Source organism: Kordiimonas lipolytica (genome assembly GCF_042651265.1).
In the GTDB taxonomy this organism is placed as follows: Bacteria; Pseudomonadota; Alphaproteobacteria; order Sphingomonadales; family Kordiimonadaceae; genus Kordiimonas; species Kordiimonas lipolytica.
Window position 1 is genome coordinate 1 of sequence record NZ_JBHSCR010000030.1, and the last position, 12,089, is coordinate 12,089.

General features: G+C 48.8%; 9 protein-coding genes. 6 read left to right on the top strand and 3 right to left on the bottom strand.

Annotated elements, in window-relative coordinates; genetic code table 11:
* Window positions 1–593: peptidylprolyl isomerase (locus ACFO5Q_RS16870; protein WP_380084437.1), on the top strand; the 593-nt coding region annotated here is incomplete at its 5' end.
* Between the two features lie 192 nt (window positions 594–785).
* Here ACFO5Q_RS16870 and ACFO5Q_RS16875 read toward each other — a convergent pair.
* On the bottom strand, window positions 786–2,060 hold the full coding sequence (locus tag ACFO5Q_RS16875; protein WP_068144119.1) for a DUF3422 domain-containing protein: 1,275 nt from the start codon (window positions 2,058–2,060) through the stop codon (window positions 786–788).
* Window positions 2,061–2,408: 348 nt separating this feature from the next.
* On the opposite strand from ACFO5Q_RS16875, the gene ACFO5Q_RS16880 reads away from it, so the two are divergent.
* The 5 genes from ACFO5Q_RS16880 to ACFO5Q_RS16905 all read left to right on the top strand — a co-directional run bounded on the left by ACFO5Q_RS16880 (window position 2,409) and on the right by ACFO5Q_RS16905 (window position 10,589).
* A complete protein-coding gene (locus ACFO5Q_RS16880) occupies window positions 2,409–4,634 on the top strand; it encodes a TonB-dependent receptor (protein WP_197420937.1) in 2,226 nt (741 codons plus the stop codon).
* 117 nt (window positions 4,635–4,751) lie between these two features.
* Window positions 4,752–5,318 carry a helix-turn-helix domain-containing protein gene (locus tag ACFO5Q_RS16885; protein ID WP_068144115.1) on the top strand — a complete coding sequence of 189 codons (567 nt, stop codon included), beginning with the start codon at window positions 4,752–4,754 and terminating at the stop codon, window positions 5,316–5,318.
* 26 nt (window positions 5,319–5,344) lie between these two features.
* Complete coding sequence (locus ACFO5Q_RS16895; RefSeq protein ID WP_197420936.1) at window positions 5,345–7,450, top strand: hydantoinase/oxoprolinase family protein; 2,106 nt, start codon at window positions 5,345–5,347, stop codon at window positions 7,448–7,450.
* On the top strand, window positions 7,443–9,119 hold the full coding sequence (locus ACFO5Q_RS16900; RefSeq protein WP_068144113.1) for a hydantoinase B/oxoprolinase family protein: 1,677 nt from the start codon (window positions 7,443–7,445) through the stop codon (window positions 9,117–9,119). The genes ACFO5Q_RS16895 and ACFO5Q_RS16900 overlap by 8 nt, the downstream gene beginning before the upstream one ends.
* A 69-nt stretch (window positions 9,120–9,188) precedes the next feature.
* Complete coding sequence (locus ACFO5Q_RS16905; RefSeq protein ID WP_068144111.1) at window positions 9,189–10,589, top strand: spinster family MFS transporter; 1,401 nt, start codon at window positions 9,189–9,191, stop codon at window positions 10,587–10,589.
* Between the two features lie 55 nt (window positions 10,590–10,644).
* On the opposite strand, the gene ACFO5Q_RS16910 is transcribed toward ACFO5Q_RS16905, so the two are convergent.
* Complete coding sequence (locus ACFO5Q_RS16910; protein ID WP_068144110.1) at window positions 10,645–11,397, bottom strand: aspartate/glutamate racemase family protein; 753 nt, start codon at window positions 11,395–11,397, stop codon at window positions 10,645–10,647.
* Window positions 11,398–11,455: 58 nt separating this feature from the next.
* The gene (locus ACFO5Q_RS16915) at window positions 11,456–11,773 is read right to left on the bottom strand and encodes a hypothetical protein (protein WP_156431866.1); all 318 of its coding nucleotides are present in this window, start codon (window positions 11,771–11,773) and stop codon (window positions 11,456–11,458) included.
* Window positions 11,774–12,089 lie beyond the last annotated feature (316 nt).

Here is a 12,089-nt window from a genome sequence, read left to right on the forward strand (position 1 = left end):
CAAAAAGTGGCAGACTTTTACTCCGCCCGCAGCAACACAACGCCGCCGCTTCAGTGGCCTACTTTTACACCGCCCTATACACCACCCAGATTGGAGAGTTTTCGATACTTCTCCGTGCCGACGTTGCTCCTCTTACATGCCGTTATTTTCTACAAAATGTTGAATGTGGGATACTGAATGGCACGACCTTTTTTCGCGTATTGAATGACGGAAATCAGCCCAACCGAAATCCCAAAATCCATATTATTCAAGGTGGTGAAAAATTCTTGCCGACTGTCCGATGTGATAAGTTGGCAATGGAAACAACTAACATCACAGGCCTACGCCATTCGCAATACTCTGTTTCACAGCCGCGATTTGCCGCCGGAACTGCCTATCCAGGCTTCTTTGTTTGCCTGCGGGACGAGCCAGAATTGGATTTTAACGGACGCAGGCATCCGGATAAAAAGGGATTTTCGGTATTTGGTAGGGTGACTAAAGGTACCGACGTCGTTGATGCAATATACCAGCAAGCCAATGAGCAGCCATACCTGCAGAACGAGATCCAAATTACCGGGGTCTTGTTAAGGGCATTGGTGGATAAGGCTGTTTGACTGCTCACCAAGTGCGAATAATGCCTCGCCTCTTTCGGCTTTGATTTGCGAAGAGCGGGCTGTTGGTTTGATGAAGGTGTTAGGTGAAATCAGCAGTAACAAACCCGAACGCAGGCCGAATTTTCGCACACTTTGGTGCAACTCTTATCTTCTTTCCTTGGTCTATATTCCCCACAGTTTCTGTTGACTTAGTTAGCTGTTCCTCTGCCTTCGACCTGTACTGTCAAACGCTTTGAGTGTGGTGCGTTTTACCAATACATAAACGGCAAAAATAGCGATTGGCGATAGTATTCCAGTCGCTGTCCCTGGGGCCAAAGGAAGACCCAGGGGGGCTAGTGCTTTCATTGCAACCCCCAGAATGCCAATGCTGTAGTAGCTGATCGCAACGACAGATAAGCCTTCGACAGTCTTCTGAAGTCGGATTTGAGTGCGGGCTTTACGATTCATGGACGTTAGTAGTGACTTATTCTGGCTCTGAATGTCTAGGTCTACTTGGGTGCGAAGAAGGCCTGCGGCGCGTTCAATTCTCTCGGATAGCTCTCTCAGCCGTTTGCTGGCCGTTTGACAAGAACGGACAGCGGGAACTGAATTCCGGTGGTAAAAATTTGAGAGACGTTGGGCCCCTTCAATTCTTCTTTCCCGAATTTCCTCGGAACGCTGCTCAACAATTGAGTAATATGCAGTAGCAGCGGTGAGCCTGAAAGTAGATGCAGCGGAGAGCTCTTCGATCTTGGTGGATAGTTCAAGGAGTTTGTTTAGGCTATGTTGGGGCTGAGTGGAGGCCGCCTCGGCAGTCATGCTGGATACAATATGTTCGATATCCTGTTCATGTTGAAAAGTTGCCTGCAACACTTTACGCGCTACGGCGAGTGATTTCAGGGCCATGTGATTGTAGGTGATGATTTCCAGAAGACGTTGTACAAGGCGCCCAGACCGGAACTGACAAAGTTCCCGTATATAGATGTCAATTTCCAACACACCTTTTTTGTTTGGCTTAAAATTTGACCAGGCGGTGGCGCTGCCGGCACAGACCTCGCTGCCTGAGTGTGATTTAGCCAACCTACAAACTTCCTCCGGGGACAGCGCGCCATTATGAACATTGACCTGAATGGCGATCGTAATGCTACTTTCAATCTGTTCAAGCCAACCAACTGGTAAAATATCTGTCAGGCTTTCATTGTTCTGTGTCTGATCCGCTAGGACAAAACTATACGCGGCGAACTCAGTGTGACATTCCCATTTGATTATATATGCACCGTAGCGAAAAACATGGTGGCGTCCGTTGCTTGGGGCGGAGGCGCCGAGCGCCTTACAGAGTTGAGCACAGTGTTCCATGCTTTTGGTTGAAAAGGCTTCTTCGAACCAAATTGTAAGGTGGAACACAGAAGCTGGAGCCTTTAGTGGGATTGGCGGTCTTCCGTGTAACTCTGGACTGGGGGTCAGTTGTAGATGGGAGAGTTCTAGCATCAGAACATTTCCTGAGGTTCATATAGGCTGGGCCCATAGGTTTCAGCGCGGTTCAAAAAGCACCACATTCGCGTGATTCCGTAAAATTCTCGTATTTAAAAAAATATGTTAGTTTTTTAACCTCTGAGTCTGAGAGTGCCGCGGCTTCGCTCACCTCTCACGCCAAAATTTTATCTTTTTGGTTGAAATTATATATATAGCATAATTTTATTTTGACAATAATTATGTAAGATGTATGGTCAAGTATGCCGGTTGAGCATGCTGTGCGAGCATCTAGGTGTCCCTCTCGGTTTAATGGGGCTGCAATTGGCGCGTTGAATGGGAAAGCAAACTCGGGGAGAGTTCGAAATGACTTCTAATAAAATGTCGCCAACGTTGATTGCGTGCCTTTTGGCGTCCTCAGCAATGCCGGCTTTCGCGCAGGACGGGCAAGAAGCAGCCGGCGCAAGTAGCGATACAATGGTATTTGAGGAGATTGTGGTTACGTCACGTAAGCGTGCAGAGAGCTTGCAGGATGTGCCGGTGGCAGTTTCCGCATTTTCGGCTACTCAGATTGAGGAGGCTGGAATCGAAAGGCCTGCGGACTTCATCAATATGACGCCCAATATTTCGGTCGCAGAATCTCAGAATCCTGGAATCTCCTTTATTACAGTTCGTGGCATTTCGCAGGTGCGGAATGGTGAGTCACCCGTGGCTGTGGTGGTGGATGGTGTGCTGCAGACCGCCCCGGGACAGTTCAATGTTGACTTGTTTGACATCGAGCAAATTGAAGTGCTTAAGGGGCCGCAGGGTGCTCTCTATGGGCGGAATGCAATTGGCGGCGCTATCAACATAACGACGAAGAAACCAGCACAGGACTTTGAAGGCAAAGTCCTTGTGGGCGGGGGCAATGGTGGCTTGGTGAAGGCTCAGGCTGCTGTTAGTGGTGGGCTTGGTGCTGACAGTTTAGCTGGCCGCTTGACCGTGTCTCATAAGGAATATGATGGTTATCTGTGGAATACTTATCTACGGACGGAACCTGATCCCTACCAGGATCAGAATATTACTGGCCGGATCATGTGGGATCCATCAGCATCGTTCTCTGCGGATATCCGCGCCAACTATGATCGAACCACTTCAGGTGCGGTTAATTTTGTAATGAATCGAGTTGATGCTGTATCGGGTGAATACACCAAGGGTTTTTCAGGGCTTCCTGGGGATGCGGATGATGTTGGCCCTGATATAGAAAGCAATTTTGTTGGGCGGTCACTGCGTGAGATTTTCGGGCTTTCTGCTCGGTTGAACTGGCAGGGCGAGTTTGGAAGCCTTCTGGCCATTTCATCGTACGACTCGATTTACGAAACTTCAGTGGGTGATGCAGCTCCATATACTAGTGCGCTTACCCGCACTCAGAACTCACTGTTTGATACCGAGACATATAGTCAGGAGTTGCGGTTTACGTCTCCGGATGAAAATCGCTTCCGCTATATCGTGGGCGTATACTACCTTGAGACAGATCGCCTTGTTAACCGGTCCAACGGTACAGATCTGGGGCAAGGAATCGGGATTTTTCCAGAGGTTGGTTCTTTCGCAGGCGCTAACTCTGATAATCCTTCAGTTTGGGTCGCTCAAGACCAGAACGATAATAAGGCGTATGCAGCGTTTCTGCAGACAAACTTTGATGTTTCTGAGCGTTTCGAGCTTTCAGCGGCCGTTCGCTATGACCGCGACGAGCGTCGCGCGGAAAATGTAGGTCCGTCACATGATGTTTTCTCGGCTACACTTGGGGTGCCGGGCAGTGTTCGGGAGGCGAACTTTTCAAAGTGGCAGCCAAAGTTCACTCTGCGGTATAAATTTAGCGATGATCTATCAGCTTATGCCACGTACTCGGAAGGCTTCCGTTCCGGTGGATTTAACCAAGATGGGGTTGCTGCTGTAGCAGCCGCTTTGGATCCAGATACTTTGGTGCAAGACAGTTACGGAGATGAAACTTCACGCAACTGGGAGGTTGGCTTCAAAGGGCGGGCATTGGACCGAAAGCTTCGAGTCACTGGCGCGGCGTTCGTGACCAAGTTTGAGGGGTTCCAGTTCTTCTCCTTCATTCCTGCAGCAGGTGCGCAAATCATTACACAGATTGATGAAATTGATATCCAGGGCGCCGAACTTGAAGTGCACTATGCCAGTGGTACTGGCTTAAGTCTCTCAGGAGGGCTTGGGTATACTAATTCGGAGATCAAAGCGTACGCGATTGACCCAACTGCGGTCGGAAATGAATCGCCCTACGTCCCTAAGATAAGCTTTAATCTGGCTGCTCAACAAGTATTTGAACTTTCCAACGATCATGAGTTGATTGCCAGGGTGGATTGGGAAAGTCGCGGTAGCCAATACTGGGAACCGTTGAACGCTACTGAGCGTAGCCGATTGAATCTTGTTAATGCACGTCTCTCTTTCGGTGACATCGGCGGCAAATGGAAACTTTCCGCGTGGGCGCGTAATTTGCTCAACAAAGAATATAATTCCGAGTACGTGCATAATGGTTTCGCGCACCGTGGTCTTCCGAGGACCTACGGGGTGGACCTCTCCTATAATTTCTAACTACCCGCTACGGGCGGGAGCGATCCCGCCCGTAAACTTGGTATTGCTTTGTGAATACTGGTCAGGCACGATGCCGCATCAAAATTTTGACAATAGTTAAAAAATAGAGGCTGTGAAATGTCTGCACCAAAAAACCAGAAAATCAACGTCGGACCAGGACTGAGGCAAGCCAGAAAAAACTTAAGTCTCACACTGAAAGAGCTTTCAGAAAAATGTGGGCTATCGGTTCCCTTCATTTCACAAGTTGAGCGAGGCCGAACAATTCCTTCGTTGATGTCTCTGTTTCAGTTGTCTGAGGCACTAGAGATTGACATGAACCAAATTATCAAAGCGACGCAGTCATGGAAGACTGTTCGTCGCGGAGATGATCCAGAATATCTCGAAATCGATTCTGATGCTGTCCATGTGCGATTGGCAAATCCGTTTCCCGATCAAAAACTTGACCCTCTATATATTACCTATCCTAGCGGCTACGAAAGCCGAACTGATAAAGGTGAGGGGCATGAAGGGGAAGCGTTTTTGTATGTGCTCGAAGGCCAGCTGAGGGTCGAATATTCGGGAGAAGTATACCAGCTTAAAGCAGGCGACAGCATGCACTACGATTTGCGTGAGACTTTGAGACTCTTTAACCGGGGGTCGGAAGATGCGCGTTGTATCTGGGTGGGGTCGCTTGTGCTGGGTTGAGTTTTCTCCGGGCAAAGGACTTTAAAGTGTCAAAAGAGAGTCAAGGCGCATTGAATTACCGTGTTGCGACAGATGTTGGTGGAACGTTCACGGATCTTGTTTTTTGTGATGTGGATCCAACATCTGGCGCAATCCAGAAAATATGCGCCAAAAAAGTACATACCACCCCTCCCAACTTCGATGTCGGTGTTATGAACGCTGTTGAAGCTGCGGAGCTCGATCCTAACCAGATCGGCTTTTTCGCGCACGGTTCAACGGTTGTCATCAACACCTTGACGGAGCGGAAGGGGGTCAAAACGGCTCTTTTTACAACTAAAGGTTTTCGTGACGTATTGGAGATTGGTCGAGGGAACCGCCCCGATATCTTCAACCTCAATTATAAAAAGCCCGAAGTCTTTGTTCCACGGCACTTGCGTATGGAAGTTCCAGAGAGAATGAACTTTCAGGGTGAGGTTCTCCATCCGATCGATCTATCCGATCTGAAATCCAACATTGCATTCTTAAAGCAAGAAAAGGTTGAGGCGATTGGAATTTGCTTCCTCCACGCCTATGCAAATCCAGCTCATGAAAAGAAGCTTCTTGATGCGATTTTGACGTTATGGCCAGAAGTGGCAGTGATCGCGTCACATCAAATTACCAGGGAATGGCGCGAATATGAACGCACAAGTACTACAGTACTTTCGGCTTATGTAAAACCCGTCGCCGCTCAATACATAGATAACCTAGACCGCAGTCTCAAAGGCAAAGGGCTTGGTGGCAAACTATACATTATGCAGTCTAACGGTGGCATTGAGACTGTTGAGGCTTCCAAATCAAATCCCATCACCCTGGTGGAATCGGGGCCTGCAAGTGGCATACTTGCCGCGGCGGCCTTGGGTAAGCTCATTGATGAGCCCAATATCATTGCCTTTGATGTAGGTGGGACTACCGCGAAATGCTCGCTCATTCATGATGGTAAAATCCAAACTACCAGCCGCTACATGATTGAACGCGATGAAATTAGCGCAGGTTATCCGATTATGACGCCGGTTATCGACTTGGTTGAAATTGGCAATGGCGGAGGCAGCATCGCTTGGGTTGATCAATTTGGTAAGTTGCGAGTAGGCCCCAAGTCAGCCGGAGCCAATCCTGGGCCAGCAGCGTATGGAAATGGGGGAACCTATTTCACTACTACAGACGCAAACATCGTTACTGGACGCATTGATCCCAACTATTTGATGGGGGGGGCAATGGTGGCGGATATGGAAAATGTTGAGAAAGCGATGGCACCGCTCGCGGCGAAGATCAGCCTCGGTCACAGCGAACTCGCCCGCGGAGTGCTCCGTATTGCCAACAACAACATGGTCAATGCACTAAAGCTTGTGTCTGTCAATCGAGGATATGATCCCCGGGAATTTGCCCTTGTAGCGTTCGGCGGAGGCGGCAGTCTGCATGCAACCGCTTTGGCTCGAGAGCTCAATATTCCAAAAGTTATCGTTCCCATGAATTCATCGGTCTTCTCCGCTTGGGGAATGCTCTTGTCAGACCTTCGACGTGATTATGTTTTGTCACAGCTGACGCTCTTCGAGGCAGGTTTCGATCAAAACATTAATGCAACTTGGCAAGGGTTAGAGCAACAAGCGAGAGATCAATATGGTCGAGATGGTGTAGACCCATCGACCGTCCAGTTTCAACGTATCGGTAAATTCCGTTATGCGGGTCAGGAACACACAGTAGACGTTGAGCTTCCACAAACAGACGTGCAACCAGAAGATTTTGCGGCTCTGTGGGAGCGGTTCCACTCGACTTACGAGCAGGAGTATAGCTACCGCCTTGACGCCAAAGTTGAGCTCGTTTGTTATCATCTTGTCGCGTCTGTAGCTGTGTCGAAAGTGCAACTGCCCAAATTGGCCACGACCGGCGCCACGGCGGAGCAAGCACTCAAGGGTATACGTCCTGTCGACTTTGACCTTGAAGGCACTTTAGACACCCAGATCTATGATCGCGCTCTTCTAGAGCCGTCTATGTCAATCGTAGGTCCTGCGATTGTTGAAGAAACGGGTACGACGACAGTTGTATTACCTGGCCAATACGTTCGCGTAGATGAGTTCGGCAACCTTCACATTTATGTACGGAGTGTCAAAAATGCTTAGCGCAAATACAAGCCATAAATTCGACCCTATTACGGTTGAAATCATTCAGAGTTCTTTGGTCGCTGTAGCAGAAGAAATGTTCGTGAGTATGGCAAAAGCTGCGATGAGCTCTGTAATATATGAGGTCCTCGATTTCGGCGTGGCGGTTACTGATCGCGATGGAAACCTAGCTAGCGCGGGAGCGGGCATCCCAACGTTTGTTGGTATGCTTGAGCCTGCGGTCAAGGCAGTGATCAAAAAATTTGGAACAGGTAAGGGGGTTAGCAAAGGCGATATTTTTATCACCAATGATCCCTATAGCGGCGGCGTCAGTCACATAAACGACGTTTCACTTGTTATGCCTGTTTTTGCCGACGATGTGTTGGTGGCCTGGGTGGCCAATAAAGGACACTGGGTAGACGTCGGTGGAATGGTGCCGGGAGGTCAATCGCCTCATGCGACCGAGGTCTTTCAAGAGGGACTCATATTTCCGGAGGTCAAACTTTTTGACCGGGGACAGCCAATCCAGTCGGTAATCGATATCATCATGAGCAACAACCGGCTTCCGGAACAAACCGCAGGCGATATGTGGGCAGGCGTCTCTGCCCTCCGTATCGGCGCCAATCGAATTGAAGAAATAGCGGCAAAGTACACCATCGAAGTGCTGTTGTATTCTATTGAAAACTATCTCAGCTATGGCGAAAGTGTTGCACGCAATGCACTGAAAGCATTACCTAAAGGCACTTTTACCGCTAGCGATTTGACCAACGACAATGCTGAAATCAAAGTGGTAGTGACCATAACTGAAGATGCCTTCATTGTGGACCTGCGTGGCAACCCACCGCAAGATAAGGGGCCTATGAATACAAGCTACATGGCGACATTGGTAACGATTCAGGCCATCTATAAAGGTATCGTGGCACCCCAAAAATGGGCTAACGCAGGTAGCTATCGACCCCTTCAGTTATTGACCGACAAAGGTAGTATGTTTGATGCTGAATTCCCGGCACCTGTCGGTTTCTGGTATGAGAACAAGCTTGGAGCATACGACCTTGTCTGGAAAGCACTTGCGCCACATCTCTCTGGGGCGGTGCCTGCCGGCAACTTCAACGGTGTTTGCGCTACAGCGATTGGCTTCAAGCGCGACAATGGAAAATCACATAGCTTTATTGAGCCACAGATTGGTGGCTGGGGCGCGTCCATAAATAAGGACGGTGAAAACGCGCTTTTCAGCGGATCACATGGCGATACCTATAACTGCCCGGTCGAAGTCCATGAAATCAGAAATGGTGTGCAAATTGACTGCCTGAAGTTAAGTGACGAGCCAAGCGGTGCGGGTAAATATCGTGGCGGCAAAGGCATTGAACTGCGGTACCGTATTCTGGGGCAAGATGGCTGGGTTACAACGAACTATTCTAGAGCCACGGTGCCTCCTTGGGGTATGGAAGCGGGTTTTGAAGGCACTACGAATAAGGTCAAGATTTTCAGGGAAGGTAAGTGCGTTTCTGAGACTGCGAAGCTCAGTAAGTTCCCTGTACTCAAAAATGATGTCATTTGTATCCAGACCGGTAACGGCGGAGGCTTTGGTTCCCCACTGGATCGAGACCGAGAACTGGTCCGTCAAGACCTAAAAGACGGCTTTATTACGGAGGCAGAGGCTCGGAATGTCTATGGCTTAGTGGATCACTAACCAAACGACTTGGAATTATCGGGGCACATGGCTCCGGTACGGCTTTTACACTAGGTAGGAAGGTTGGAGATGCCTGAAGGACATAAGGAAGCCGTTCACGATCGGGCCGGGATGCATGAAGGTGAGCGCCTTGGCTACGCTTGGCTCGTGGTCGGCATTTTAATGGTCTTATATATATTTGCTTATGTGGATCGAACCATCCTCACATTGCTTGTCGAGCCCATCAAGAGCACTATGGGTCTAAGTGACACCCAAGTCAGTTTGCTGCATGGTTTTGCGTTCGCCCTTTTTTATGGTGCCTTAGGCCTACCGTTAGGACGGTTGGCGGATCATAAAAACCGAGTGGGCATTATCGCTATAGGCCTTGCATTTTGGAGCATAGCTACAGCAGTTTGTGGTCTTACAAAGAATTTTGCACAACTATTTATGGCTCGAATTGGTGTTGGTGCCGGCGAGGCAACCTTAAATCCTGCCGCATATTCCATAATAACTGACTACTTTCCCAAGCACTACCTTTCGCGCGCTCTGAGCACCTATGTTATGGGTACCTACTTGGGTATGGGTCTAGCTTACATAATAGGTAGCTATGTAGTGCAGGCGGCGCTCAGTTTACCTGATTTGGATCTGCCGGTATTCGGGCATATATACTCTTGGCAACTGGCATTCTTCTATGTGGGACTCCCGGGATTGCTCCTGATGGTGTTTTTCCTTGTGGTCGTTAGAGAACCCGCGCGCAAAGACAGGCTAAAGCTTGAGCGTACTGATGATGACGAAGGTGATGGGGGCGAAACCAGCGTAGCAGCATTCTTGCGTTTCTTGGCTGTGAATCGCAAGACCTTCATCGCTCACTCATTGGGGTTTGGTGCGCTAGCGCTGCTGGTGAACGGAGTGGCACTGTGGACGCCAACTTTTTTTGCCAGGACATATGGATGGGAAATTGTAGATGCTGGAACCGCTTATGGTGTAATCCTTTTGGTATGTGGTAGTACGGGCATTTATACTGGAGGTTGGTTAGCTGATAGGTTTGATGGCGAGCGTAAGTCTGGCGGGGCATTCAAGGCAGCCATGTTGTTTACTTGCTTTAGTATCTTGCCAGCAGCCTTGGCGCCATTGATGCCCGAGCCTTGGATGGCCATGTCGCTTATGGTGCCGATGGTGTTTTGTAGCAGCGCGCCTTGGGGGTTGGCGGTTTCATCAATCCAGCAAATCACCCCAAATGAGTTTCGAGGGCAGGCTTCGGCGCTCTATCTCTTCGTTGTGAATTTGATTGGCATTGGGCTTGGCCCGCTGCTTATTGCACTTATGACCGATCAATATTTTCAAGATCCAGCGGATCTTCGCTATTCGATGGCAATCGTGAGTGCTGTTGCGGCTATTGCAGGAGGCTCGGCATTGGCTTGGGGGCTTTCAGGTTTTAAGGAAAGCGTGGCTCGCATGGACCAATTGACCGCTGGTGGGAGCAAGCGTTAGGTATTCCAATATAGAAGGCCTTCAAAAACTTGAGGGCCTTCTATTTCTTGCGGTTCTATTTCGAGGGGCTTTCGGTGAAGGCAAAGCCTTCATAACCAGGTCGTTCTTTGACCGGGGGGGAACAGAAAGCCTTCTTGCTATGGCTAAGCTGTGTCTTGGCGAGGGCTGCCGCTGTTAGGACGGTCAAAGGCACCGCATCAATGACAGTGATTGCTTGTCCCTTTTGTTTCAGATGGTTTTCTATTTCTTTGTCCAAGTTTTTAAAGCAGCCACACCCGAGAATTAGTACGTCCGCACCGTCGTCAAAAACTGCTTTCTCCGCACACGCAAATAGCCTGTCTTTAGTGTTTGGGTTCACTGCGATATCTAAAACCGAAATGCCAGCAGGTCTCACAGACGCGAGGCTATTCTCCAATCCATATAACCTCGCGTGGCCAATGTAGGTAGCTTGACGGCCGTCCAGTGTGGGGAGGATGGAGAAACGTTGCCCGAGCATAGCGGCATAATGCATAGCAGTTTGGCCAGGTCCAAGTACAGGGATTGAGACTGCTTCTCTAGCTGGCCAAAGGCCTGGATCTCCCATGCAAATAATTACAACTGCGTCCGCGCCGTTCGCTTCAGCTTCTACTGCCCTTTTGACGATATTCGCTGCACCGAGTGCTTCGTCAAACTTTGACTCTACCGACGATGTGCCTACCTCCAAATGGGATTGTGACAGCGTAATGTCCATGCCGGTGATTGCACCTTGAACGTAGTCGAGAAAGTCAAATTTTGTTGTAGTAGGCACTATTAGATGGACGTGGGGCATCCTTGTTCTCCATATGGCAAGCTAATTGAGATATACTTGTTCGTTTATGGTGCCGCAGCTAATTCGATGTATGTGCTTCGCGGATTTGCGTAACTACAAAACCTTGGCTTCTTGGAAAACGCTCGCACACTGTAGATAGGACGGACATCTGGGAATAGCCCTTAATCAAGACATGTTGTTCCTGTGCCCATGCATCATGAAAGTAGGGGTGATCAGCGTTATCTTGAACAAACCACCGTACTTCCATGTTGAAAATTGACACCTCAAAATATCGGAGGCGTCCAACGGGATTTGTTTCTTCAGCAACTAACATTGGGCTTGCATATTCCAAGATTGATATTGGCGCGTGCGCATATGGTTGCTGAACCGAAGCCATTGGATCCTCCTAAAAAGGCAACAACACGCAATCATAATGACACAAAAGTCCGAAATGTCAAAAAATTATCATATGGCATAATTATATGAAGAATTTCGAATAAGAAACCATATATATCATTGTAATATATGATAAAATTTAAACACAATCTCTCATGTGACCATCTCGCGACAAAAAAATTATTGTAATATCATAATTATATAGATACAATGATTTTGGTAATTAGCTCAGGCTGTCAAGGGCGGAGCAAAATTAGGCCATAGGGCGGCGTAAAAGTGAGCCAGTATGGATATGGTTGATATGATAGCCGGGGGCA

Bases quoted from the DNA above. Each gene is read 5' to 3' on its own strand.
- ACFO5Q_RS16900 (WP_068144113.1), top strand. From the start codon at position 7,443: ATGCTTAGCGCAAATACAAGCCATAAATTCGACCCTATTACGGTTGAA.
- ACFO5Q_RS16915 (WP_156431866.1), bottom strand. From the start codon at position 11,773: ATGGCTTCGGTTCAGCAACCATATGCGCACGCGCCAATATCAATCTTG.
- ACFO5Q_RS16905 (WP_068144111.1), top strand. From the start codon at position 9,189: ATGCCTGAAGGACATAAGGAAGCCGTTCACGATCGGGCCGGGATGCAT.
- ACFO5Q_RS16885 (WP_068144115.1), top strand. From the start codon at position 4,752: ATGTCTGCACCAAAAAACCAGAAAATCAACGTCGGACCAGGACTGAGG.
- ACFO5Q_RS16880 (WP_197420937.1), top strand. From the start codon at position 2,409: ATGACTTCTAATAAAATGTCGCCAACGTTGATTGCGTGCCTTTTGGCG.
- ACFO5Q_RS16875 (WP_068144119.1), bottom strand. From the start codon at position 2,060: ATGCTAGAACTCTCCCATCTACAACTGACCCCCAGTCCAGAGTTACAC.
- ACFO5Q_RS16910 (WP_068144110.1), bottom strand. From the start codon at position 11,397: ATGCCCCACGTCCATCTAATAGTGCCTACTACAACAAAATTTGACTTT.